Origin of the sequence: Novosphingobium sp. YAF33, assembly GCF_052113265.1 — a bacterium.
Lineage (GTDB): Bacteria > Pseudomonadota > Alphaproteobacteria > Sphingomonadales > Sphingomonadaceae > Novosphingobium.
In genome coordinates, this window is record NZ_JBFRCW010000001.1 from 708,518 (window position 1) to 731,927 (window position 23,410).

19 protein-coding genes and 1 tRNA gene are annotated in these 23,410 nt (G+C 67.6%); 9 read left to right on the forward strand and 11 right to left on the reverse strand.

Annotated elements, in window-relative coordinates; genetic code table 11:
- Positions 1–3 precede the first annotated feature (3 nt).
- Both AB4Z00_RS03300 and AB4Z00_RS03305 read left to right on the forward strand, forming a co-directional pair.
- A complete protein-coding gene (locus tag AB4Z00_RS03300; RefSeq protein WP_442044945.1) occupies positions 4–1,239 on the forward strand; it encodes a DUF1214 domain-containing protein in 1,236 nt (411 codons plus the stop codon).
- A 121-nt stretch (positions 1,240–1,360) separates the two neighbouring features.
- A tRNA-Thr gene (locus tag AB4Z00_RS03305) sits at positions 1,361–1,436 on the forward strand.
- A gap of 37 nt (positions 1,437–1,473) precedes the next feature.
- On the opposite strand, the gene AB4Z00_RS03310 is transcribed toward AB4Z00_RS03305, so the two are convergent.
- The 4 genes from AB4Z00_RS03310 to AB4Z00_RS03325 all read right to left on the reverse strand — a co-directional run bounded on the left by AB4Z00_RS03310 (position 1,474) and on the right by AB4Z00_RS03325 (position 6,887).
- On the reverse strand, positions 1,474–2,490 hold the full coding sequence (locus AB4Z00_RS03310) for a MarR family transcriptional regulator (protein ID WP_442044946.1): 1,017 nt from the start codon (positions 2,488–2,490) through the stop codon (positions 1,474–1,476).
- Positions 2,491–2,575: 85 nt separating this feature from the next.
- Positions 2,576–3,604 carry a ferrochelatase gene (gene hemH, locus AB4Z00_RS03315; protein ID WP_442044947.1) on the reverse strand — a complete coding sequence of 343 codons (1,029 nt, stop codon included), beginning with the start codon at positions 3,602–3,604 and terminating at the stop codon, positions 2,576–2,578.
- Complete coding sequence (locus AB4Z00_RS03320) at positions 3,604–5,919, reverse strand: molybdopterin cofactor-binding domain-containing protein (RefSeq protein ID WP_442044948.1); 2,316 nt, start codon at positions 5,917–5,919, stop codon at positions 3,604–3,606. The genes hemH and AB4Z00_RS03320 overlap by 1 nt, the downstream gene beginning before the upstream one ends.
- On the reverse strand, positions 5,919–6,887 hold the full coding sequence (locus tag AB4Z00_RS03325) for an Mrp/NBP35 family ATP-binding protein (RefSeq protein WP_132264952.1): 969 nt from the start codon (positions 6,885–6,887) through the stop codon (positions 5,919–5,921). The genes AB4Z00_RS03320 and AB4Z00_RS03325 overlap by 1 nt, the downstream gene beginning before the upstream one ends.
- A 152-nt stretch (positions 6,888–7,039) precedes the next feature.
- Between AB4Z00_RS03325 and hflK the strand changes: the two genes are divergently transcribed.
- From hflK to AB4Z00_RS03340, 3 genes are all read left to right on the forward strand, one after another.
- The gene (hflK, locus tag AB4Z00_RS03330) at positions 7,040–8,317 is read left to right on the forward strand and encodes a protease modulator HflK (protein ID WP_442045068.1); all 1,278 of its coding nucleotides are present in this window, start codon (positions 7,040–7,042) and stop codon (positions 8,315–8,317) included.
- Positions 8,317–9,156 (forward strand): protease modulator HflC, encoded by an 840-nt coding sequence (gene hflC, locus AB4Z00_RS03335; RefSeq protein WP_132264948.1) that lies wholly within the window; start codon positions 8,317–8,319, stop codon positions 9,154–9,156. Before hflK ends, hflC begins: the two co-directional genes overlap by 1 nt.
- Positions 9,157–9,281: 125 nt before the next feature.
- Positions 9,282–10,814, forward strand: a complete 1,533-nt coding sequence (locus AB4Z00_RS03340; protein WP_442045069.1) for a Do family serine endopeptidase — start codon at positions 9,282–9,284, stop codon at positions 10,812–10,814.
- 271 nt (positions 10,815–11,085) lie between these two features.
- Here AB4Z00_RS03340 and AB4Z00_RS03345 read toward each other — a convergent pair whose 3' ends face one another.
- The 5 genes from AB4Z00_RS03345 to AB4Z00_RS03365 form a co-directional block, all read right to left on the reverse strand.
- Positions 11,086–13,332: a transglycosylase domain-containing protein gene (locus AB4Z00_RS03345; RefSeq protein WP_134094588.1), complete on the reverse strand. Its 2,247-nt coding sequence runs from the start codon at positions 13,330–13,332 to the stop codon at positions 11,086–11,088.
- A 127-nt stretch (positions 13,333–13,459) separates the two neighbouring features.
- Positions 13,460–14,335 carry a dienelactone hydrolase family protein gene (locus AB4Z00_RS03350; RefSeq protein WP_314464832.1) on the reverse strand — a complete coding sequence of 292 codons (876 nt, stop codon included), beginning with the start codon at positions 14,333–14,335 and terminating at the stop codon, positions 13,460–13,462.
- A 98-nt stretch (positions 14,336–14,433) separates the two neighbouring features.
- Positions 14,434–14,835, reverse strand: coding sequence for a VOC family protein (locus tag AB4Z00_RS03355; protein WP_132264942.1), 402 nt, complete (start codon positions 14,833–14,835; stop codon positions 14,434–14,436).
- A 135-nt stretch (positions 14,836–14,970) separates the two neighbouring features.
- Complete coding sequence (gene purU / locus AB4Z00_RS03360; RefSeq protein ID WP_132264940.1) at positions 14,971–15,825, reverse strand: formyltetrahydrofolate deformylase; 855 nt, start codon at positions 15,823–15,825, stop codon at positions 14,971–14,973.
- Positions 15,826–15,836: 11 nt separating this feature from the next.
- Positions 15,837–16,850 carry an NAD(P)H-dependent flavin oxidoreductase gene (locus tag AB4Z00_RS03365; protein ID WP_132264938.1) on the reverse strand — a complete coding sequence of 338 codons (1,014 nt, stop codon included), beginning with the start codon at positions 16,848–16,850 and terminating at the stop codon, positions 15,837–15,839.
- Between the two features lie 219 nt (positions 16,851–17,069).
- Here AB4Z00_RS03365 and AB4Z00_RS03370 point away from each other — a divergent pair, with 219 nt between their 5' ends.
- Both AB4Z00_RS03370 and AB4Z00_RS03375 read left to right on the forward strand, forming a co-directional pair.
- Complete coding sequence (locus AB4Z00_RS03370) at positions 17,070–18,617, forward strand: catalase (RefSeq protein ID WP_442044949.1); 1,548 nt, start codon at positions 17,070–17,072, stop codon at positions 18,615–18,617.
- Positions 18,618–18,834: 217 nt separating this feature from the next.
- On the forward strand, positions 18,835–20,130 hold the full coding sequence (locus AB4Z00_RS03375; protein ID WP_442044950.1) for an acetyl-CoA hydrolase/transferase family protein: 1,296 nt from the start codon (positions 18,835–18,837) through the stop codon (positions 20,128–20,130).
- A 113-nt stretch (positions 20,131–20,243) separates the two neighbouring features.
- Here AB4Z00_RS03375 and AB4Z00_RS03380 read toward each other — a convergent pair whose 3' ends face one another.
- Entirely contained in the window at positions 20,244–20,570 is a 327-nt protein-coding gene (locus AB4Z00_RS03380; protein ID WP_442044951.1) for a GIY-YIG nuclease family protein, read from the reverse strand.
- A 95-nt stretch (positions 20,571–20,665) separates the two neighbouring features.
- Here AB4Z00_RS03380 and AB4Z00_RS03385 point away from each other — a divergent pair, with 95 nt between their 5' ends.
- Positions 20,666–21,190: a DUF2239 family protein gene (locus AB4Z00_RS03385; protein ID WP_442044952.1), complete on the forward strand. Its 525-nt coding sequence runs from the start codon at positions 20,666–20,668 to the stop codon at positions 21,188–21,190.
- Between the two features lie 96 nt (positions 21,191–21,286).
- On the opposite strand, the gene AB4Z00_RS03390 is transcribed toward AB4Z00_RS03385, so the two are convergent.
- Positions 21,287–22,561 (reverse strand): aspartate kinase, encoded by a 1,275-nt coding sequence (locus tag AB4Z00_RS03390; protein WP_132264929.1) that lies wholly within the window; start codon positions 22,559–22,561, stop codon positions 21,287–21,289.
- 80 nt (positions 22,562–22,641) lie between these two features.
- Between AB4Z00_RS03390 and ubiG the strand changes: the two genes are divergently transcribed.
- Positions 22,642–23,391 (forward strand): bifunctional 2-polyprenyl-6-hydroxyphenol methylase/3-demethylubiquinol 3-O-methyltransferase UbiG, encoded by a 750-nt coding sequence (gene ubiG / locus AB4Z00_RS03395; protein WP_134094595.1) that lies wholly within the window; start codon positions 22,642–22,644, stop codon positions 23,389–23,391.
- Positions 23,392–23,410: the final 19 nt, after the last annotated feature.

Consider the following 23,410-nt stretch of genomic DNA (forward strand, 5'->3'; position numbering starts at 1 on the left):
ACGATGGCCTATGGCGACGGACCCGACGACGCAGCCCTCAAGACCGCATGGGACACCTTCTGCGAACAGCTGAAGCACGCCGGCCGATCCGCCTTCAAGGACGCCAACCCGGCAAACCCGCTCCAACGCGCCGATGCCTTCCGCTTCCTCACCCAGAACCTCGGCCAGGCCTTCGACCTTGCGCTGGAAACGCGCGATCCGGCCTTCCCGCAGATCCACCCGTTCACCACGCCGACGATGAAACTGGGCGGCGACCTGGCCGACTTCACCTACCGGCAGGCATGGATCTCCGGCGACCACGTCTACCGCCTCAGCGGCAAACGCGGCACCGCCCGCTGGCTCAACGTCACGGTGCAAGGCGCACGCCCGGACAAGATCCCCGGCACCGACTGGCCCAGCCTGCACGAACCCTTCGGCGACATTCCCGAAGCCAACCTGTTCGGCCACCAGATCGAAACCGACGCCGATGGCCGCTTCGAAGTGACCATCGGCGGCCCGCAGCAAGACAGGAACTGGCTCCCCACCACGCCCGGCACGCGCAAGCTGTTCATCCGCGAAGCCTTCGACGCCTGGGGCGAAACGCCGACCACGCTATCCATCGAACGGATCGGCATGGACTCCCCCCGCCCCCTGCCCACTCCCCCGCAGATGACCGAGGCGATGGACTGGGCGGGCCAGTTCGTCACCGGCCTGATGCGCGACTGGCCCGAACACGCCTGGCTCACCTCACGCGGAGTCTGCGACCCGGCCAGCCTCAACATGTTCCCGGCGGACAAGGCCGCCAACGACGCCAGCGACGCCAAGCGCGGGCGCATGGCCGCGCACATGGTCTGGCACCTCGAACCCGACGAAGCACTGATCGTCGAGATGGACTTTCACGAAGGCTTCTGGCTGTTCGGCATGGGCGGCGCGCTGATGGGATCGATGGACTTCCTCCACCGCCCGGTCAGCTACACCCCGGCGCGAACGGCAGTCGACGAAGACGGCGTCGTCCGCCTGATACTCGCGCATCGGGACCCCGGCCTCCACAACTGGCTCGACACCCAGGGGTTTTCGGACGGCAACCTCACTTACCGCAACCTGATGAGCCAGCAGCCCGCCACCTTCCGCACGCATCTGGTAAAGGCCGCGGAGCTTGCGAACCACCTGCCGAAATCCACGGCAAAAGCCGATCCCGCAGCCCGCGCCGTCATGCTGCTGGAGCGATATCGAGCCATCAAGCTGCGCTACGGCCTGTAACCGGAAAGAATTCGAAAAAGTTCATCGCCTTTGGCCGCAAAGCCCCTTGCGCGATCTTGCGCCGCTCGGTAAAGGCGCCCCCTGCCCCGGTACGGCTTTCAACCCGAACCCACCAAGGCAAGCCGCTTTAGCTCAGTTGGTAGAGCACATCATTCGTAATGATGGGGTCACAGGTTCGAATCCTGTAAGCGGCACCACTTCCCGACATCCTTCGAAACAACGAAAGCCGCGGCCTCAGACCGGGAGCGCGCCCATCGAGGCGATCTCGCCGAAGTAGGCGGCCAGACGGTCCGCGGCATCGCCCGTGAGTTCGATGAAGGCGCGGCGGCGGTCGTTTTCGTCGCAGACGCGCTGGAACAGGTTGGCCTGGACGAGCGCCCCGATCCAGCGCAGCGCCGTAGTGGGCGGAACGCCCGAGGCGATGCAGAGCGAGGTGACGGAGACTTGCTTGCCCTCCACCCGCGCCGCCGCGAGATCGAGCAGCATGTCCCAGGCGGGGTCCGCGAAGAACTCGCCTTCGATGAAGCGCGAACGCAGCTGGCGCTGGCGGATCACGCGGCGGATCGACCGGGCCTCGGGCAGCGCCGCCGTGCCGGCAAGGGGGATCGCGCGTCCTGCCGCCATGTCGCGTGGCGATTGGCCTGCCGGCGCCGCGCCGCGCGGCGCGGTGACGACGCCCGCCGAACCGGACGATCTCGCGAAAGGCGATTCGGCCTCGCGCGGGGCCAGGCGGTCGATATGACCGGCGATCTGGCCCACTTGTTCGGTAAGGCGCAGCAGCATCAGCCGGTCGTCTTCGGACAGTTCCCTCAGGCGCGCGGCGGGAAAACCGGCCAGGACCTGCCCCAGCGCGATCACCCGCTCGGCGCGGTTGGGATCGACCAGCAGCAGCGGTGCCGACATGTCCATGCAGGCAAAGACGTCGTCGAGCGCGTCCACCGAAGTCGAGACGATCAGCCGCGTACCCCCGCCGGCCGCCTGCATGTCCAGCCGGGCGAGCGCCGCCATCGTAGCGGCATCGACCAGGGGACAATCGAGCAGGACCACGTCGGCCCGCGGCTTTCCTGCATTGCCGAGAAGCGCATCGAGAGGGGCGGCCACGGCAACATCAAGCCCGGCGCCCACGGCATCCTCACGCATGGTCGCGCGCAGATGCGGTCGGTCCGCGAAGATCGCCAGCGAGACCGCCCGGCCGCCGGATGCGTCCTGCTGCCCGCCATAGGTGAAATCGGCGAAGTCCCTATCCCGCATCTTCGTTCGCCCCCGCTCCGAAACCTGCCGACAACGGGTAGGTCGAAGCCCGGGGGAGTCAACGCGAACTAAGGTTAAATCCTTGTTACCAGCCGGATAGCTCGCGCCTGACGAGGGCTTCGAGCATGTCCATGCCCGCGGCCCCGTCGTTCAGGCAGCCGAGCACGGCCATCGTCTCCCCGCCCGCTCCCTCGAAGACTTCGCGCCCGCGAATCGCCAGTTCCTCCAGCGTTTCCACGCAGTCTGCCGAAAAGCCGGGCGCTGCTATCGCAAGGCGCCGTGTTCCGGCCTTCGCCTCGGCCGCCAGCACGTCTTCGGTCGAGGGTTCCAGCCACCGGGCGCGGCCGAAGCGGGACTGGAAGCTCGTCTCGATCCGCAAGTCCGGACGGCGCCGGGCCAGACGCTCGGTGAGCAGGCGGGCGGTTTCGAGGCAGTGGGGATAGTAGGGATCGCCCAGGTCGGCCGTGCGCTGCGGCATGCCATGGAAAGAGAGCAACAGCACTTCGGGCCGGAAGTCCAACGCCTCCACCTGGCCCAGCAGGTCGGCCTCCAGGGCATCGATATAGGCGGGGTCGTCGAAATAGGGCGGCAGGGTGCGGATCGCGGGCTGCGCCCGCATGGTGCCCAGCGCCTCGCCCAGCTTGTCCATGACCGAGGCCGTGGTCGCACCGGAATATTGCGGATAGAGCGGCGCGATCAGGATGCGCTCGCAGCCGGCCTGCGTCATCGCCTCAAGCCGCGAGGGCAAGGACGGATTGCCGTAGCGCATGGCCCAGTCCACGCGCGCGCGCGCACCCAGCCGCTCCTGCAACCGCCCGGCCTGGGCCCGGGTGATCGCGGCCAGCGGGGAGCCGTCGGGAGTCCAGACCTGCTGATAGGCATGGGCGGACTTGGCCGGACGGGTGCGCAGGACGATGCCGTGGAGGATCGGCTTCCAGGCGATGGCCGGGATCTCCACGACGCGCGGATCGGACAAAAATTCGGCCAGGTAACGCCGCACCGCCGGGGCAGTGGGCGCATCCGGCGTGCCGAGGTTCACGAGGAGCACGCCGATCCCGCCATCGGCCTGTTCGGCGCGGCACGGTTCGGCCGATTGCCGGTCTCTGGTGGCCATTACATATCCTCGGCAAAGAGCGGAAGGCGGCGGAAGCGGAGCCCCGTCGCCGAAAAGAGAGCATTGGCCACCGCAGGGGCAACCACGGCAACCCCCAGTTCGCCCGGATCGGCGGGGTCTTCCGTGCTCTCGATGAAGTCGACCTCAATCGCCGGGCAATCGGCAAGGGTCGGCAAGGCAAGGTCGGACAGGCGCTCCCCATCGGGCCGGCCGCCCGCATAGTTCGGGCTGCATCCCAGCGCGAGGCCCAGGCCGAAGACGAGCCCGCCCTCGACCTGTTGGCGGGCCACATCGTAGTTCACGATGCGGCCGATGTCCGCCACGGCGCTCAGCCGGTCCACGCGCACGCCGTTCTCGTCGCGCCGGGCGCTGGCGACCACGGCGATCCGGCCCTCGCCGATGACGTGGCAGGCGATGCCCTGCCCGCTGTTGTCCCCGCCGCCGCCCCACTGCGCCAGGCCCGCCGCGCGCTGGAGGCATTCGGCCAGGCGCGGGTCATGCCCCAGCATCGCCATGCGGAACGACAGCGGCTCGCGCCCGGCCCGGTGCGCCAGTTCGTCCACGAAGCTCTCGTTGAAGAACGCGGTGTAACCATGGGCATTGCCGCGCATCCGGCCGGTCGGCAGGCCGATCGCGGCCGGAATGTGGTCGACGGCCAGGTTCGGTACCGCATAGGCCGGAACCGCCCCTTCCACCGCCATCGGATCGGCAGCCTCGGCAACGGCGTCCAGCGCATCGAACGCGGACTCTCCCGAGAAGAAGCGCCGACCGAACGCGCGCGCGGTGGCCGGCGCGGCGATCCTTGCGCGCCAGCCGGTCGGCCGCCCTTCCGCATCGGGGCGGGCAGCCATGACCGCAACGGCCGGCGCCCGCGGCATGGTGGTGAAATGCTCCTGCCGCCGCGAGAAAGTAAGCTGAACCGGCCGCCGGGCCTCGCGGGCCAGAACCGCGACTTGCGCGGCATGGGCGCATTCCAGGCGCCGGTCGAAGCTGCCACCGATCGGCATCGGATAGAGCACGACATCGGCCGCCTGCAGACCCAGCGCACCGGCCGCAGCCACGCGGGCGGCCTCAGGCGCCTGGGTGCCGATCCAGAGTTCGAGGCGCCCATTCTCGTAGCGCGCGGTCGCGCTGGCCGTCTCGATCGTGGCATGGACGGCGGGAGCGACCTCGTAGCGGATCTGGACCGGCAGCGCGCCCGCGATGGCCGCCGCATCGCCCGCCATATGGAGGCGGCTGGGCGAGCCCATCGCCATCGCCTCGTCCAACGCACTGTCGACATCGCCGCTGTCGCTGCCCCGGGCGACGCGAAAACGGGGGCTGGCGCGGGTCAGCGCCGTCTCGGCCGTCCACCAGTCCTCGGCCAGCGCCGCCACCCAGTCCGGCCCTTTGACGAAACGGAGGAAGCCGTGCAGGTCCTTGCCCGCACCATCGTCCAGGCCCGAGAGACTTGCCTTCCCGATCGGCGCCTGGCGGATCGCGGCGCGGACCATGTCCGGCAGGCGGACGTCGCCGGCAAAAGTCCACGATCCGTCCACTTTCGAGGGAAGGTCGAGCCGCGGGTAGCGCAAGGGGGCGCCGGGCAGGAATTCGCCGGGCTTCTCGGCCATGGCCTCGGCCCGCAGCGGGGGCGGGTCAGGCGGCGAGAAAGTCGCCGCTTCCGCTGCCAATGGTCCGAAATTCAGGCGCTTGCCCTCGTGCAGGACGAGGCCGCCGGACACTTCGCACGCCTCGGGCGCGACGTTCCAGCGCGCGGCAGCGGCCTGGACCAGCAAGGCGCGGGCCGAAGCGGCAGCGGCGCGGGCGGGGCCTTCATAGGCGGCGACCGCGGTACCGTCTGCCGTGGCGTTGAAGCGGTGATCCTCGGCCCAGCGCCGCGCGGCGAAGCTGTCCGGCGCCTCGGCCAGCGCGGGCATGGCGGGCATCCACAAGGGCGCCCACTTCGCGGCCAGCACGGCATTGGCATAAAGCGCGCTGACCGGCGCGGGTTCGACCGCCACCTGCCGCCAGTCCGCGCCGAGTTCGTGCGCGACGATCTGCGGCAGCAGCGTCGTGACACCCTGCCCCATCTCCACTTGCGGCACCGCCACGCTGACCACGCCGTCCGCCGCGATCTTGATCCAGGCGCCAAAGGCATATTCGTCGCGGCCGGGTTCGAGCGGCAGCGGAAAGCGGCGGGGGCGCAGCAGGTAGCCCACCGCCAGCCCGCCGCCCGCGAGCGCGCCGATCAGGATCCCCCGGCGCGAGATCCGCGCGCCGGACACCGAACCCTCGGAAGCATGCCCCCCGGAAACAGAGAGGCGCGGCCAGGCCATCAGTGGCTGTCCAGCCAATCCGAAACGCGCGCGGCAAGCGCGGCGAACGCCTCCGCCTGCGGTCCGTTTCCGGCCGCCGGGGGCGTGCCTGCATCGCTGTCGCGGCGGATGACGATGTCGAGCGGGATGCGGCCCAGGAAGGCCTGGCCCATGTCCCGCGCGGCCGCTTCGGCCCCGCCCGCACCGAAGGGATCGCTCACTTCGCCGCAATGGGGGCAGGCATAGCCCGCCATGTTCTCCACCACCCCGACGATGGGCACGCCGCTCTTTTCGAACAGCTCGATCGCGCGGGTCGCGTCCATCAGGGCCAAGTCCTGCGGCGTAGAGACGATCACTGCGCCGGCGGGCTTGAACTTCTGCAGCATCGTCAGCTGGACGTCGCCGGTGCCGGGCGGCAGGTCGACGACGACGATCTCGGCATTGTCCCAGTGGCCTTCCAGCAATTGGGTCAGCGCCCCGGCCACCATCGGCCCGCGCCAGGCGATCGCCTGGCCGGGCTCCAGCAGATTGGCCATCGACAGCACCGGCACGCCGAACGCGCTGGCCACCGGCACCAGCCGGCTTTCATGGGCCACGGGCCGCTGCCCCTCGGTGCCGAGCAACCGGGCCTGCGAAGGACCGTAGATATCCGCGTCCACCAGGCCGACCTTGCGGCCCATGCGGGACAGCGCGACCGCAAGGTTGGCGGCCAGGGTGGACTTGCCGACCCCGCCCTTGCCCGATCCCACCGCCAGGATGCGCCGCGAGGGCTTGTCCGCCATCACCGCCACGCGCACGTCGGCAACGCCGGGAGCGCCCTGCAGCGCCTCTGCGACGCGGGCTTCCAGCCCGGCACGGTCCTGCACCGAAAGGCCGGTGGCATCGATCACGACGCTGGCCGTGCCCTCGGCCAGCCGCAGCGACTGGACGCGTTGGGCGACCTCGGCCGGCAGGAGCGCTTTCAGTCGATCGGCGTCCGGACTTGTCATCTCATCCTTTTCCAAAGCTTGGGGGAATTTGCGGTTCAGGTGGAGCACTGGGCGAAAAAGGGCAAGAGAGGCACTGTTTTTGTGCGAATAGCGCACCTATAGATAAGGGCATGAAAGCTATTGGTGATGCAATCTCGCCCGAAGGTCTTGCCATGAGCGGGCGTCAAAGCCCCTGGGGCGGTGACGGCGGGAACTCGGGCGACGGCCCGCGGGAGGGGTCCGAAGGCGGATCCGGCGACGGTCCGGCCGGCAGTTCCGGCGAAGGCCACGACGGCGGCTCCGATGAGGGCGCCCCTGACGAAGGCGAAGCGGCGAAAGGTCCGCGCGGCGACACCCCGCCCCGCCCATCCGACCGTCCGGCCGACAAGAAGGGCCCGCGCAATCCCTGGCTTCCCAGTGGCGATACCCCGCCGCGTCGCTCCGCCGGTCTCGACGACATATTCCGCCCGCGTGAACCGCGCCGCACCAGCGGCGGTGGCGGCGGCGGGTTCGGTCCCGGCGGCGGCTTTCCCAACATTCCGCGCCGCGCCGACGGCAAGTCGTGGCTGCCGCTCGGCATCGGCGTGGCCGTGGTCGCGCTGCTGGCCATGAGCAGCGTCCACATGCTCGGCCCCAAGGACCAGGGCATCGTCACCCGGCTGGGCGGCTATTCGCGGACCATCGATTCCGGCCTCTCGCTGAGCCTGCCCTGGCCGATCGAGGCCGTGGACGTCAGTGACGTGCGCAGCTTCAAGGTCTATTCGATCCCCGACGGCGACGGCGAGAAGCTGATGCTGACCAGCGACAAGAACCTGGTCGACCTCAGCTACCTGGTCCGCTGGAACATCAAGAACCTGAAGGACTACAGCTATCGTCTCGCCGACCCGGAAGAGACGGTGCGCGAAGTGGCCGAAGCGGCGATGCGCGCCTCGATCGCGCAAGTCACGCTGAACCAGGCGCTCTCGGGCGCCGGCCGTGCCACCGTGGAGCAGGACGTGCGCGAACGCACCCAGCGCATCCTCGACTATTACCGCTCCGGCGTCTCGATCCAGGGCGTGGAAGTGAAGAAGGCCGATCCGCCGGCCAAGACCCGCGAGGCCTTCGACCAGGTCAACGTCGCCCAGCAGGAAGCCGACCGCGACCGCTCCAAGGCCCGCGCCTGGGCGCAGCAGACCCTGGCCCGCGCGCAAGGCGCCGCGGCTTCGTTCGACAAGGTCTACGAACAGTACAAGCTGGCGCCCGAAGTGACGCGCCGCCGCATGTATTACGAAACGATGGAGGGCGTGCTGCGCGACAACGACGTGGTCGTCAGCGATTCCAAGAACATGACGTCCTACCTTCCCCTGCCCGAAGTCCGGCGCCGCCCGCCCGCCAGCGACGAAACCGTCGTGACCGTGCCCGCCGGCCCTGCCGCCGCTTCCGCGACCCCCGCCACCAAGGGAGGCCAGTGATGAACAGCTTCTGGCAGGACTTCAAGCTTCCCCTCATGCTGGGCGGCGTGGCCGTGGTCGCGCTCATGATGAGCATGATTGTGGTGCCCGAAACCGAGCAGGCCGTGGTGGTTCGCACCGGCCGGCCGATCACCGTCTACAACCCCTTCAAGCCCAAGGCCGACTACGGGCAGACCGGGGCGGGCGTGCATTTCCGCATCCCCCTCGTCGACCGCGTGATCCGCATCGACAAGCGCCTGCTCTCGGTGGACATGCAGCAGCAGCAGGTGCTCTCCACCGACCAGCTCCGCCTGAACGTCGATGCTTATGCCCGCTACCGCATCATCGATCCGGTGAAGATGGTCGAAACCGCCGGCACGACCGAAAACGTCACGCAGCAGCTGGAGCCGATCCTTTCCTCGGTCCTGCGCCAGGAACTGGGCAAGCGCACGTTCGAATCGCTGCTCACGGCCGAGCGCGGCAAGGCCATGGAGAACATCCGCGACGGGCTCGATCGCGAGGCCCGCGAATATGGCGCTCAGGTCGTCGACGTGCGGATCAAGCGCGCTGACCTTCCCGAGGGCGCGCTGGAAAGCGCCTTCACCCGCATGCAGGCAGCCCGTACCGAGGAATCGCGTACGATCGCCGCGCAGGGCCAGAAGGATGCCCAGATCATCCAGGCCGAAGCCGAAGCGCAGGCTTCCAAGATCTATGCCGACAGCTTCGGCAAGGATCCGCAGTTCTACGATTTCTACCGGTCCATGCAGAGCTATTCGGTGACATTCGCCAAGGGCGACAACGGGAAGACCATCCTGCTTTCGCCCGACAACGCCTATCTGAACCACTTCAGGGAACCCTGACCGGCGCGAAGCGCTGAAAGGCCGCCTATTCAAACCCGGTTAAGCTCTCACAGGTTCAATCGGAACAAGTCGGCGGATGGTGACGCTGCACCGCCAAGACGGAGGAATTAAAGGACGTGAAGCCCGTGCGATACGCTTATGGACTGACCACAGCGCTCCTGCTGGGGGGCGCGACCGCCACTTTGGTGACAGGCTTCCCCGCCGGAGCCCAGGTTGCCCAGAACGAAGCCAGTCAGATGGCCCGCGTGGTGCCCCGCGCCGGCGCGCCGGACAGCTTTGCCGACCTGACCGAGCAGCTTCAGCCTGCCGTGGTCAACATCTCCACGCGCCAGCGCGTGCAGGTGGCGGGCGGCGGCGCCAACCCCTTCGCGGGCACGCCTTTCGAGGGGCTGTTCGGCGGCGGCGGCGGATCCACCCCGCAGACGCGTGAAGCGCAGTCGCTCGGCTCGGGCTTCATCGTGTCGGCGGACGGCTTCATCGTCACGAACAACCACGTGATCACGGCCGAGGGCAAGGGCGAGGTGGAATCCATCACCGTCATCATGCCTGACGGTACGGAATATCCCGCCAAGCTGATCGGCAAGGACGCCGCGTCGGACCTGGCCGTACTCAAGATCACCGCCCCCAAGGCCCTGCCCTACGTCAAGTTCGGAGACAGCTCCAAGGCGCGCGTGGGTGACTGGGTGATCGCCATCGGCAATCCCTTCGGCCTGGGCGGCACGGTCACGGCGGGCATCGTCTCGGCCGTCTATCGCAACACCGGCGCCGGCGGCGCCTACGACCGCTACCTGCAGACCGACGCCTCGATCAACCGCGGCAACTCCGGCGGCCCCATGTTCGACATGAAGGGCCAGGTGATCGGCATCAACAACGCGATCTTCTCGCCCACTGGCGGCAGCGTCGGCATCGGCTTCGCGATCCCGGCCGAGATCGCCTCGCCCATCGTCGAGAAGCTGATGAAGGGCCAGGCGATCGAGCGCGGCTATCTCGGCGTCACGATCCAGCAGCTCAACGAAGACCTCGCGGATTCGATGGGCCTGGAACACAACAAGGGCGAGTTCATCCAGAGCGTCGTTCCCGATGGTGCCGGCGCCAAGGCCGGCATCCAGGCGGGTGACGTCGTGGTGAAGGTGAACGGCAAGGAAGTGACCCGCGACCAGACGCTGTCGTTCCTGGTCGCCAACACGGCGCCCGGCACGCGCATCCCGGTCGAGCTGATCCGCGACGGCCGCCGCATGACGGTGACCGCCACCGTCGCCAAGCGCCCGACCGACGACGAGCTTCAGCAGACCTTCGATCCGGGCACCGACCAGGACAGCGATCCGCTGGGCAATTCGCCCAAGCAGGCCGACAGCGCGGTGCAGAAGTCGCTGGGCCTCTCGGTCACCCCGCTGACGCCGCAGATCGCCCGCCAGATCGGCGCGGCGGAAGGCACCCGCGGCCTGGTGATCGTCGGCGTCGATCCCAGCTCGGATGCCGGCCAGAAGGGCTTTGCCCGCGGCTTCATCATCCTCTCGGCCAACAATGCCCCGGTGACCACCCAGGCGGACCTGGAAAACGCGATCAAGGCCGCCAAGGCCGACGGTCGCAGCGCGATCCTGCTGCGGGTCCAGCCGCGCGGCCAGCCCGCCGCTTACGTCCCGGTGCGCCTGCGCTGAGACCCGGCCCCGCCGAAAACAGAAAAGCCCGCCGGAGCGATCCGGCGGGCTTTTTCTTGGGCAGGACGCGCTAGCCTTCGGGCGCTTCGTTCGGGGAAGGAAGGGCAGCGTCAGATCCGGTGGGCACGCTGCAGCGGATGGCAGGGCTTTATGAGGCCCGCGCTCCATCTTCCTTCCAGCGACATGCCGTGAGCCGGTGGGCAGACATCGCAGCCACAAAAAAGCCCGCCGAAACGCGCGGCGGGCTCTTTCGTTCTTACGGGAAGCGGGGTCAGTCGCCCGGCGTGCGGGTCGCCGTGGGCCGCGGGCCGGCGGGTACGGGCCGCGCGCCGGGCGCCGTCTGCCGCTGCCCCGGAGCATTGCCCAGGCCCTGCCCGGCACGAAGCCCCGGATCGTCGCTGCGCGAGCGGCCGGTGGCGCGGTCGAGGAAGTCCTCGTTCGCTGCCGGCGGGGTCTGGCCGGGGCCGTAGTCCGGCATCTGCGGCTGGCCGGGGCCGGCGCCGGGTCCTACCGAGCCATCCTCGTAGCGCGGCTGGCCATCCGGTCCCGGCGCGCCCGGAACCTGGCCGCCGGCGCCGTCTTCCGGGCGCACGATGTTGCCGTTCTCATCGACGTAGTAATAGTCATTGGGATTGCCCTGCATGGCTTCGTCGTCAGGTTCGAGCTGCCATTCGGGAAGCTTCACTTCCGTCTGGAACTGCTCGACCGGACGCTTGGCCACCGCCACCTTCATGTAGTCCGAGAAGGCGCGCGCCGGGGCATGGCCGCCCGAAAGGCCGGGCACCGGACGGGCATCGTCACGGCCCATCCATACGCCGGTGGTGATCCCGCTGGAGAAACCGAGGAACCAGCCGTCCTTGTTCGAGCTGGTGGTGCCGGTCTTGCCGGCGACGGGACGGCCGATCTGCGCGGCGCGGCCGGTACCGGTGGCGACCGTGGTCTGCAGCAGGTCGGTAATGCCCGCCGCGACATTGGGCGGCACCAGGACTTGTCCGCGCGCGGACTTGTGTTCGTAGAGCACGTCGCCCGAGGCTGCCGTCACCTTGACGATGCCATAAGGCTCCACCGAAGTGCCGCCTGCCGAGATCGCCGCGAAGGCGCGGGTCATGTCGATGACGTGGACCTCGGATGTGCCCAGGACCATCGCCGGCTTGGTGTTGATCGGGGTGGTCACGCCGAAGCGGCGCGCCATGGAGGCGACGGTGCCGAAGCCCACTTCGTTGCCGAGCTGCGCGGCCACGGTGTTCTTCGAATAGGCGAAGGCGGTGCGGATATCGATCTGGCCGGCGAAGTTGCGGCCATCGTTCTGCGGGCTCCAGCCGTCGATCGTCACCGGTTCGTCCACCACGCGGTCGTCGGGGGTGTAGCCCGCTTCCAGCGCCGAAAGGTAGACGAACAGCTTCCACGCCGAGCCGGGCTGGCGCAGCGCGGTGGTGGCGCGGTTATAGTTCGAATTCACGTAGTCCGTGCCGCCGACCATCGCCAGCACCGCGCCGTCGCGGTCCAGGCTGACCAGCGCGCCTTGTGCGCCCTTGGGGGCATTGGCGGTGATCGCGCTCGTCGCGGCCTGCTGCATCTTCGGGTCGAGCGTGGTCCAGACCTCGATCGGCTCGTTGGTGTCGGGCAGCAGCATGTCGAGCTGGGGCAGCGCCCAGTCCGTGAAATAGCGGACCGCGTTCTGGCCCTTTTCCTTCACCACCTTCACATCGGCGATGTCGGCCTGGTCTGCCTCGCTCTGGCTGATGGCGCCGTTCTTGACCATGAGGCCCAGCACCACTTCGCCGCGATCCTTCGCCGCTTCCACATCCGCGGTCGGCGAATAGTTGGAAGGCGCCTTCACCAGGCCGGCGATGATCGCCGCCTCGCCGGTGGAAAGCTCGGTGGCCGGGTGGCCGAAGAACTTGCGGCTGGCCGCGTCGATGCCATAGGCCCCGCCGCCGAAATAGACCTTGTTGAGGTAGAGTTCGAGGATCTGGTCCTTGTTGAACTTGCGCTCCAGCGCCAGCGCCAGCACCGCTTCGCGCGCCTTGCGCGTGAAGGAGCGGCTGTTGTTCAGGAAGACGTTGCGCGCCAGCTGCTGGGTGATCGTCGAGGTTGCCTTGGCCCGGCCGCCGGTCGTGGTCGAAACGTAGACGGCGCGCAGCAGGCCCAGCGCGTCGACGCCGATATGTTCATGGAAGCGGCGGTCTTCCACGGAAACCATGGCGCCTTTCATCACTTCGGGAATCTGGTCGTAGCTCAGCCACTTGCCATAGCTCGGCCCGAGCGAGACGAGTTCGGTGCCGTCACGCGCGCGGACCACGATCATCTGCCCGTTCTGGCTGCTCTTGAGCGCGTTGTATTCCGGCAGCTCGCTCATCGTGAAGACGACGGCGGTGCCCAGGAATATCACGCCCAGGACGACAAGCGCGCAGCCCCATATCAACACGCCGCGAACGATTCGGCGCCAGAGGGGTTTTTTCTTGGCAGAAGAGGAAGGCCCGCTGGTGGAGCGGCGCCGGCCGGAATCATTGGCCATTTTCTAGGTACAAATCCCTTAAGCGGGCCAAGCGGCCCGAGCGCTTCCTACACCGTGGACGCGCCTATTGTAACCCGGCGTTAACGGGCAAATGACGATCTGGACATCCGCCCATGGAGCCGCCGCTTCACAGCGTGGCGTAGAGCGCCAGCATCCGCTGCCAGGCCTTGTCCGCGGCATCCGGGTCCCACGCCGGGGAATCGGGCACGCACCAGCCGTGATCGGCTGGATAGACTTCGACTTCCGCCGGGCGGCCCGCGGCCGCGGCGGCCTGCTTCAGCTCGGACTTCTGCGCCGGCTGCTTGGCATCGTCGTTGCGGGCGATGGCGAAGAGGAACGAGGCCTGGGTCCGCGCCAGAAGGCGGTGCGGACTGTCCGCCTTGTCGGTCACCAGCCCCGCCCCGTGGAAAGAGGCGGCCGCGCGCACGCGCGTCGGCACGGCCGCGGCCGCGCGCACGGTGAACGGGCCGCCCATGCAGTACCCGTTCGAGCCGATGCCGCGCTTGCGGTCCACGGCTTTCTGCTCGTCGAGAAAGGCGACATAGGCGGCGGCATCGCGGGAGATCGCCTCGGGCGTCAGCGCGGCACGCAGCGGCTCGACTTTGGCCTGCCCTTCCGGGGTGCGGAATGCGGCGAAGCTCTCGAACACCGGGGCGGGCTCTCCGCGGTAATAGGGGTTCACGACAAGGACCGCATAGCCTTCCGCGGCCAGAGTGCGGGCCATGATCTTCTTCGCTTCGCGCAGGCCGGCGATATCCGGCCACATGATCACGCCGGGGTGGCTGCCCTTGGCGGGATGGACGAAGAAGGCATCGGCCACGCCGTCCGCCGTCGTGATCGAGACCATCCGCTCCTGCACGGAATTGGCGGGATGAGTCTTCATGATGCTGGTGCTGCAGCCTGCCAGCGCGGCGCTGGCGCCAAGCGCCGCGAACTCGCGCCGGTTCAATCCCCGGCGCGCGAGGTTGCCATCTTCAGCTTCGGCCGTGAAGTCATCGCACATCGAAAGGCGCTCCGGTCCTTGGAAAATCAGGTTGTTGCGGCAAGGCTACCCAACCGGGACCGGGAAGGCGAGCATTTGCTACGCCGGGCGGGACAGATTCAATCGCCCGGGAAATTGAGTTCCAGGTTCACCGCATTGGGATCGACCAGGAATATCTGCCGCAGCCCCAGCTTCGGATGGTCGCTCACGCGGTGGGCAAGGCCCAGTTCCTCGATCTTCGCCGCAGTCTCGGCAAAACCGGTGCAGCGCAGGGCAAAGTGGTGGAGCGCATTGGTCGGCTGCCCGGGACGATAGGCCTCGTAGCGGTCTCCGGCCGTCGTGCGGTCGACCAGGTGAACGATCGCGCTGCCCTGCCCGTCGCGCATCCAGTAACCGGCGATGCCCATGGCGATCGTGGGGTTGTCGCTCCGCGTGAGGCCGAGAACCTGCTCGTAGAACGAGGCCGTCTTCTCGAGGTCGTCAGTGAGGATATTGACGTGATCGACGCCGCTGACAGGCATGGCCGCTCTCCCTGGTTTCAATTCGCCGAAAGCGAATTTGGCGGCACCCGCCCACGAAAAGGCCCCTTCGGGCATTTTCGGACAAAGACTCGTAAACGCACACACCATCGACCGATGCGCGCCCCGCCGCAAGGGTCAGCTGCGGAAGACCACCGTGCGGGAACCGTTCAGCAGCACGCGGTCCTCCAGGTGCAGGCGCACGGCCTCGGCCAGGACGCGGCGCTCGATGTCGCGGCCCTTGCGCACCATGTCCTCAGGCGTGTCCGCGTGAGTCACGGCTTCGACATCCTGGTGGATGATCGGGCCTTCGTCGAGATCGCCGGTCACGTAGTGCGCGGTGGCGCCGATCATCTTCACGCCGCGCGCATGGGCCTGGTGATAGGGCTTGGCGCCCTTGAAGCCCGGCAGGAACGAGTGGTGGATGTTGATGCACCGGCCAGAGAGGAACGCGGCCATCTCGTCCGAGAGGATCTGCATGTAACGCGCCAGCACCACCAGTTCGGCCCGGGTTTCCTCCACCAGCGCGCGGATCTGTGCTTCCTGCTCAGCCTTGGTTTCGCGCGTGATCGGCAGGTGATGGAAGGGGAAGTCCCCGATCATCAGCGAATTGATCGCCTCGCGCGGGTGGTTGGAGACGATCCCCACCACTTCCATCGGCATTTCGCCGATGCGCTGGCGATAGAGCAGGTCGGCCAGGCAATGGTCGAACTTGCTGACCAGCAGCAGCACGCGGCGCGGCCGGTCGCGGCGCGTCATCGACCAGGCCATGCCATATTCGTGGGCAATCGCCCCGAAGCCCTCGCCGAACGCCTCGCGGTCGGCCGAGCCGGGATCGAAGGCCACGCGCATGAAGAACTTGTCTTCTTCAAGGTCGTTGAACTGCTGCGCCTCGATGATATTGCCGCCCGTCTGGGCAAGGTAGCCCGTGACGCGGGCGACGATCCCCGGACGGTCGGCGCAGGACAATGCCAAAATCAGCGGTTCGGCCATCGACCCGGTCCTCAGGCGGAACGGTTGGAAAGCGCGGCCTCGGACTCGGCCATGAGCGCGGCAATGATCTCCGTCACCGGCTCTTCCTTGCTGACCATGCCCACCGACTGGCCGGCCATCACCGAGCCGCTCTCGACGTCGCCGTCGATCACCGCACGGCGCAGGGCGCCCGCCCAGAAGTGCTCGATCGCCAGCTGGGCTTCGCCCATGTCGACCTCGCCGGCGTCAAGGCGCTTGGCGACTTCGATCTGCTTGGCGGTGAACTCCTCGGTGCCCTTGTTCTTGAGCGCGCGCACCGGGATCACCGGCAGGCGCGGATCGACCTGGACGGAGGTCACGGCGTCGCGGGCAGAGGCGCGGAAGAAGGCCTTCTTGAACGCCGGATGGGCGATGGATTCGCTCGCGCAGGCGAAGCGCGTGCCAAGCTGGACGCCCGAAGCGCCCATCTCCAGATAGCCGGCCATGGCCTCGCCGCGGCCGATGCCGCCCGCCACGAAGACGAGGTGCTCCTCGGCCAGCGCCGGCAGGATTTCCTGCGCCAGCACCGAAGTGGAGACCGGGCCGATGTGGCCGCCGGCTTCCATGCCCTCGATCACCAGGGCGTCCGCGCCCGAGCGCAGCAGCTTCTTGCCCAGCGCCAGCGTCGGCGCGAAGCAGATGACCTTGGCGCCCGATTCCTTGATCGCTTCCAGGCTGCCCTTGGGCGGAATGCCGCCGGCCAGCACGACATGGCCGACCTTGTGCTTCGCGCAGACCGCGATCAGGTCGAACAGCTGCGGGTGCATGGTGATGAGGTTCACGCCGAAGGGCTTGTCGGTCAGCGCGCGGGTGGCCGCGATCTCCTTGTCGAGGAGTTCGGGGTTCATCGCACCGCAGGCGATCACGCCGAAGCCGCCCGCATTGCTGATCGCCGACACGAGATTACGCTCCGACACCCAGGACATGGCGCCGCACAGGATGGCATATTCGGTGCCGAAGAATTCGCGTCCGCGCGTCATCAGTGCGGAGGTCTTTGAGGTGGCCATCGATGCTCCCATAGCCGGCAATTCCATAATGAGCGTGCGCCATAGATGGGCGGAAGGCCGCGCACAAGCGCCGCCGCCGATGCACGCTTTCCTCTAACTAATCGCCTGGACCGATCACACTTACATCTTCGTATAGTTTCACCGATCTCCATGCAGGCGTTAAGCCCTTCGCATAGCCGAGAAAATCGACCCGATTTCGATGAGACAAGGAGTGAGACCATGACCGAGACCCCACCCAATGGCGGCAAGTGCCCCTTTGCCCACGGCGAGACCTCGCTCACTCCTACCCCCCTCACCACCGCCTTCGGCGCGCCCGTGGTGGACAATTCCAACTCGCTGACCGCCGGTCCGCGCGGCCCGCTGCTGATGCAGGACGTGTGGCTGCTGGAGAAGCTGGCCAACCTCAACCGCGAAGTGATCCCCGAACGGCGCATGCACGCCAAGGGCTCGGGCGCTTTCGGCACGTTCACCGTCACCGGCGACGTTTCCAGATACACCCGCGCGAATTTCCTGGGTGAAGCGGGCAAGCAGACCGAGATCTTCGCGCGCTTCACGACCGTGGCGGGCGAGCGCGGCGCGGCCGATGCCGAGCGCGACATTCGCGGTTTCGCGGTGAAGTTCTACACCGAGGAAGGCAACTGGGACATGGTCGGCAACAACACGCCGGTGTTTTTCGTGCGCGATCCGCGCAAGTTCCCCGACCTCAACAAGGCCGTGAAGCGCGACCCCCGCACCAACATGCGCAGCGCCACCAACAACTGGGACTTCTGGACCCTGCTGCCCGAGGCGTTCCACCAGGTCACCTACGTCATGGGCGACCGCGGCATTCCCAAGAGCTACCGTCACATGGACGGTTTTTCGAGCCATACGTACTCGTTCTATAACGAGGCGGGCGAGCGGTTCTGGGTGAAGTTCCACTTCAAGACCCAGCAGGGCCATGCCCACCTGACCGACGCCGAGGCGGCCGAAGTGGTGGCGCGAGACCGCGAATCGAACCAGCGCGACCTCTACGACGCCATCGAGCGCAGGGATTTCCCGAAGTGGAAGGTCATGGTCCAGATCATGGCCGAGGAAGAAGCGGCAACTTGCGGCTTCCATCCCTTCGACCTGACCAAAGTCTGGTCGCAGAAGACCTATCCGCTGATCGAAGTCGGCATGATGGAGCTGAACCGCAACCCGGACAACTTCTTCGCCGATGTGGAACAGAGCGCCTTCTCGCCCTCGAATCTTGTCCCCGGCATCGGCGTCTCGCCTGACAAGATGCTCCAGGCGCGGCTCTTTGCCTATTCGGATGCGCAGCGGTACCGCCTTGGCGTCAATCACCACCAGATTCCGGTGAACGCCGCGCGCTGCCCGGTCTTCACCAACCACCGCGACGGCCAGGGCCGGGTCGACGGCAACTATGGCGGCCTTCCGCATTACCACCCGAACTCGTTCGGCCAGTGGCAGGGCCAACCCGAGTTCCGCGAGCCGCCCATGAAGATCGACGGCGCTGGCGGTGCTTGGGCCGACTTCTGGGACTTCCGCGAGGACGATCACGACTACTACAGCCAGCCGCGCGCCCTGTTCGAACTCATCGACGCCGACCAGAAGCAGCGCCTTTTCGACAACACCGCCCGCGCCATGGGCGACGCGCCGGACTTCATCAAGCAGCGCCACATCGACAACTGCACCCGCTGCCATCCGGCTTATGGCCTGGGCGTCGCCAAGGCACTGGGCATGAGCGTGAACCCCGCGCTTTCGTCGGTACCCGAAACCGCCGACTGACCTCCCGGCCGTCGCACGTTCCCCCCGCCCGGCCCTCCTTGGCCCTGCGACGGCCCCGATCCCGCCCCCTTTCCCCCGAGGGGGCGGGATCTTTCTTCTGCAGAACGAGACGCAATCCCGGCGGGACGCGGCCATGTCGCGCGCAGGCCCCGCTTCCGGTCTTCCCCTTGCTTCCTGCCGATGGCACACCCGGACCCATAGAAAAAAGAGTGGGATCATGGACGCCAAGCAGATCTACGCAGCCAAACTGACTTCTGCCGACGAGGCGGTCCTGGCCATCGCCAGCGACAGCGACCTTGCCATGGGCATGGCTGTCGCCGAGCCGCCCGCGATCCTCGCCGCGCTTGCCCGGCGCGCCGAAGCCGGAACGCTGCGCGACTTGCGGGTCTGGTATCTCCTGTCGCAGACCCATGCCGGAACGACGATCCTGCGCCGCGACTTGCTCGACCGGATCCGGCCGCGCTGCCTGTTCATGGGCGGGGTCGAGCGTGCCCTCGTCAAGGCCGATCCCGCGGCGGAAGCGCTCATCGATTTCGTGCCCTGCGCCTTCAGCGGGTCCCCCCGACTGCTGCGCGACGAGTGCGCACTGGACGCCTGCGTGCTCACTGTCTCGCCGATGGACGAAAGCGGCTATTTCAGCTTCGGCGCGGCCAATGACTACACCTCCGTTGCCGCGCACTGCGCCCGGACGGTGATCGTCGAAGTGAACCCGGCCATGCCCCGCGTGGCCTGTTCGACGCCGCTCCACGTCTCGCAGGTTGCCGCCATCGTCGAGAACGCCGTCCCGCTGCTATCGTTTGGCGAAGCGCCGGCCGCCCCCGAGGACGAGGCCATTGCCGCGCGCATCGCCGACATGATCGACGACGGCGCCTGCCTCCAGATGGGCATCGGCAACCTTCCCGCGGCGGTCTGCCGCCGCATCGAAAGCCGACGCGACCTTGGCATCCATACCGAATTGCTCACCCCGGCGATGGCGGGGCTCGTCCATGCCGGCGCCGTCTCCAACCGGCTGAAGGCCACTCATCCCGGCCGCAGCGTCTATACTTTCGCCATGGGCGACGCGCCGTTCTACCGCTGGATGGACGGCAATCCCGAACTCTACTCGCTGCCGGTCGACGTGGTGAACGACGCCGCCGAGATCGCCCGGAACGACAAAGTGGTCTCCGTCAACGCGACGATCCAGGTCGACCTTCAAGGCGCCTGCAATTCGGAGTTCATGGGCGGGCGGCAGTTCTCGGCAGCGGGCGGCCAGCTCGATTTCGTGCGCGGCGCCTATGGATCGAAAGGCGGCGTCTCGATCATCGCCTGCCGTTCGACGGCGAAAGGCGGCACCGTCAGCCGCATCGTACCGCGGCTCGACGGCCCGGTGACGACGCCCCGCAACGACGTCCACTGGATCGTCACCGAACACGGCGCTGCCAACTTGCGCGGCAAGAGCCTGCGCGAACGGGCCGCGTTGCTGATCGGACTGGCGGACCCTCGATTCCGGGACGAACTCGCCAAGGCGCTTTGACGGGAGCCGTCAAGAGAGGTCGCGGGCAGCGCCTATACCGCAGGACGCGCCTGCGGCCGCGCCGCGACCTTGTCTGCGGAATTCGAACCAGCGCCATGTCGGAGCGCCGGAGCCTAGATCGCCGCCGCGCCCAGCCGCACGATCCAGTCCGCATGACGCCTCTTGAGTTCCCGCTGCCAACCGAGCCCGATTTCCTCGCTATCAAGCACTTCCAGCACTTCGAAGACCAAGGATTCCGCGCCGTGTTCATTCCACGCCGCCTGCAGGCCGGGGTGCGGGGAACCGCCGTGGCGCAGGCTGAAGAAAATCCGGTTGCCGATCGTCGCAAGGTCAGGCGCGCGGCCCACCCACACCAGGGCCGCCGCCTCGCAGCGCACCGCGTAGATGCCCCTCTCCGGTTTGCGCTGGCGATATGCCGCGACTGCCGCCTTGCGATCCATGATTTCCCTTTCTCGAGTCCCGATATTTTCACCCGGATAAATTGACTCGGCCGCAAAATCAAATTACCCGGGCAAAAATCATTCAGGATGGCTCGATGACACGGAACTGCACTGCCTTTCTTGGCATGACCCGCATAGCGCGCGGCAACCCGGACCAACTCGTCGCCGCGCTGCGCGGGCGCGAGGACGGACTGCTCGTGTTCGACGATGCGGATGGCAGGGCCGTCGATCTCGACTGGCGCGGCGTTCCCGCGCTTGCGCAGGAAGTGGCGCCCCGGCGCCGTGGCCGGCCCAGGCTGGGCGTCACCGCCCGCGAAGTGACCCTGCTGCCTCGGCAGTGGGACTGGCTGTCCCGCCAGCCCGGCGGGGCCTCGCAGGCGCTGCGCCGTCTCGTCGATGAAGCGCGCAAGGCCGACGGCGGACGTACCGCGCGCCGCACAGCGCAGGAGCGGGCCTACCGCGTGATGTCCGCGCTCGGCGGCGACCTGCCCGGCTTCGAGGAAGCCTCACGCCTGCTCTTCGCGGACAAGCTGGAAGAACTGGCCGCAGCGCTCGCGCCGTGGCCTGCCGACCTCAGGGACCATGTGCTCGAACTCGTCCAGCCGCGCGCCGAAGACTGAAACGAAAAAGGCGGCGCTCGCCGCGCCGCCTTTTCCTGTTCGATGTCTCGCACCCAATCGGGTGCGCCGTCGGCGCTGGGCCGTCGCGCTGACCCGTCAGGCGGCGGCGTCGAGCCCGTAAGCGGTGTGCAGCACGCGCACGGCCAGTTCGGTCTCGTCCGTGTCGATCAGGACCGAAACCTTGATCTCGCTGGTCGAGATGGCGATGATGTTGATGCCGCGGTCGGCCAGGGTCTTGAACATGGTCGAGGCCACACCGGCGTGGCTGCGCATGCCGACACCGACGACGCTGATCTTCGCGACATTGCTGTCGGCGATCATGCGGTAGTAGCCGATGGCTTCCTTGCGTTCTTCCAGAAGCGCCTGCGCGCGGACGAGGTCGGCCTGCGGCACCGTGAAGGTGACGTCGGTCTCGCCTTTGTCCTTGGCGACGTTCTGGATGATCATGTCGACGTTGATGTTCGATTCCGCGAGCGGCGCGAAGATCGCGGCCACGGCACCCGGACGGTCCGGCACGCGGGTAAGGGTAACCTTGGCTTCGTTCTTGTCGGCGGCGATGCCGGTGATCAGCTGGCGTTCCATGTCGCTTCCTTCTTGTTCGGCATTGGCCAGTTCCTCGTCGCTCACGATCATCGTGCCGGGCAAGGTATCGGCGGCCGGGGCATTCTCGTCGATGAACGAGGACAGCACCTGAACCCGCACGTTTTCCTTCATGGCCAGCGAGACGGAACGGGTCTGCAGGACCTTCGAACCGACCGAGGCCAGTTCGAGCATTTCCTCATAGGTCACCAGCGGCAGCTTGCGCGCCTTGGCGACGATGCGCGGGTCGGTGGTGTAGACGCCGTCGACATCGGTGTAGATGTCGCAGCGGTCGGCCTTGACCGCCGCCGCCACGGCCACGGCCGATGTGTCCGAACCGCCGCGCCCCAGCGTGGTGATGCGATTGTCCGGCGAAACGCCCTGGAAACCGGGGATCACCGCAATCTCGCCCGCCGCCATCGAGGCCAGCAGCGCTTCCGAATCGAATTCCTCGATACGGGCCTTGGCATGGGCGTCGTCGGTCTTGATCGGCAGCTGCCAACCCAGCCAAGAGCGTGCCTTGCAGCCCATCGCCTGCAGCGTCAGCGCCAGCAGGCCCGAAGTGACCTGCTCGCCCGAAGCCACGACAACGTCGTATTCGGCGGGATCGTAGAGCGCATTCGCCTCGCGGCAGAAGTTGACGAGGCGATCGGTCTCGCCCGCCATTGCCGAAACGACGACCGCGACTTCGTGGCCCGCTTCCTGCTGGCGTTTGACGATACCCGCCACGCGCCGGATTCGCTCGGTGCCGGCCATCGAGGTGCCGCCGAATTTCATCACGATACGTGCCAAGGTGCCGTTGCCCCCTTCGGGTTGTGCGCAGGAGAGATGCGCGTGTGGATAAGAGTCGGCCGGGCTGTTAGGGGGGAGTCATGGATAATGCAACTGCTTCGAACACGCCTTCTCGCGCAACAATCGATCCGAAGGAAGCCGCTCACTTCGGCGCGATGGCGGCGGAATGGTGGGATCCCAAGGGTTCCTCGGCCATGCTGCACAAGCTGAACCCGGTACGCCTGGCCTTCATCCGCGCCGAGATCGACCGCCACTTCTCCACCGACTCGCGCATGCTGCGGCCCCTTGCAGGCAAGCGCGCGCTAGACGCGGGCTGCGGCGCCGGCCTGCTTTGCGAACCGCTCGCCCGCCTGGGCGCGGCCGTGACGGGCGTGGATGCAGCGGCCGAGAACGTGGCTTCGGCACGCAGCCATGCCGAAGCCATGGGGCTACCCATCGCGTACCGGCACGGCGAACTCGGCCAGCTCGGCCTCTCGGGCTTCGATCTCGTCTGCTCGCTGGAAGTGATCGAGCACGTCACTGACAAAGCGCTGTTCATCGGCCAGCTTGCCGAGGCGATGGCGGACGACGGGCTGATGTTCCTTTCCTGCCCCAACCGCACCCCGGCCTCCCGCCTGCTGCTGGTCGAGGCGGCCGAGCGGCTGGGCAAAGTGCCGCGCGGCACGCACGACTGGAAGGAATTCGCCACCCCCGACGAATTGCGCGATCTGGCGGCAGGCGCCGGGCTGGTGCTGGGCGAGCCCAAGGGCATCGCCTGGTCGCCGACCGCAGGACTGCACCTTTCGGACGATCTCTCGCTGAACTTCATCGCGACCGCACGGAAGAAATAGGCCGCCGCTCCGGCGAGGA

What these genes read in the sequence shown, in the direction of transcription:
- AB4Z00_RS03300 (WP_442044945.1), top strand. Translation starts at nt 4, where the DNA reads ATGGCCTATGGCGACGGACCCGACGACGCAGCCCTCAAGACCGCATGG.
- AB4Z00_RS03310 (WP_442044946.1), bottom strand. Translation starts at nt 2,490, where the DNA reads ATGCGGGATAGGGACTTCGCCGATTTCACCTATGGCGGGCAGCAGGAC.
- hemH (WP_442044947.1), bottom strand. Translation starts at nt 3,604, where the DNA reads ATGGCCACCAGAGACCGGCAATCGGCCGAACCGTGCCGCGCCGAACAG.
- AB4Z00_RS03320 (WP_442044948.1), bottom strand. Translation starts at nt 5,919, where the DNA reads ATGGCCTGGCCGCGCCTCTCTGTTTCCGGGGGGCATGCTTCCGAGGGT.
- AB4Z00_RS03325 (WP_132264952.1), bottom strand. Translation starts at nt 6,887, where the DNA reads ATGACAAGTCCGGACGCCGATCGACTGAAAGCGCTCCTGCCGGCCGAG.
- hflK (WP_442045068.1), top strand. Translation starts at nt 7,040, where the DNA reads ATGAGCGGGCGTCAAAGCCCCTGGGGCGGTGACGGCGGGAACTCGGGC.
- hflC (WP_132264948.1), top strand. Translation starts at nt 8,317, where the DNA reads ATGAACAGCTTCTGGCAGGACTTCAAGCTTCCCCTCATGCTGGGCGGC.
- AB4Z00_RS03345 (WP_134094588.1), bottom strand. Translation starts at nt 13,332, where the DNA reads ATGGCCAATGATTCCGGCCGGCGCCGCTCCACCAGCGGGCCTTCCTCT.
- AB4Z00_RS03350 (WP_314464832.1), bottom strand. Translation starts at nt 14,335, where the DNA reads ATGTGCGATGACTTCACGGCCGAAGCTGAAGATGGCAACCTCGCGCGC.
- AB4Z00_RS03355 (WP_132264942.1), bottom strand. Translation starts at nt 14,835, where the DNA reads ATGCCTGTCAGCGGCGTCGATCACGTCAATATCCTCACTGACGACCTC.
- purU (WP_132264940.1), bottom strand. Translation starts at nt 15,825, where the DNA reads ATGGCCGAACCGCTGATTTTGGCATTGTCCTGCGCCGACCGTCCGGGG.
- AB4Z00_RS03365 (WP_132264938.1), bottom strand. Translation starts at nt 16,850, where the DNA reads ATGGCCACCTCAAAGACCTCCGCACTGATGACGCGCGGACGCGAATTC.
- AB4Z00_RS03370 (WP_442044949.1), top strand. Translation starts at nt 17,070, where the DNA reads ATGACCGAGACCCCACCCAATGGCGGCAAGTGCCCCTTTGCCCACGGC.
- AB4Z00_RS03375 (WP_442044950.1), top strand. Translation starts at nt 18,835, where the DNA reads ATGGACGCCAAGCAGATCTACGCAGCCAAACTGACTTCTGCCGACGAG.
- AB4Z00_RS03380 (WP_442044951.1), bottom strand. Translation starts at nt 20,570, where the DNA reads ATGGATCGCAAGGCGGCAGTCGCGGCATATCGCCAGCGCAAACCGGAG.
- AB4Z00_RS03385 (WP_442044952.1), top strand. Translation starts at nt 20,666, where the DNA reads ATGACACGGAACTGCACTGCCTTTCTTGGCATGACCCGCATAGCGCGC.
- ubiG (WP_134094595.1), top strand. Translation starts at nt 22,642, where the DNA reads ATGGATAATGCAACTGCTTCGAACACGCCTTCTCGCGCAACAATCGAT.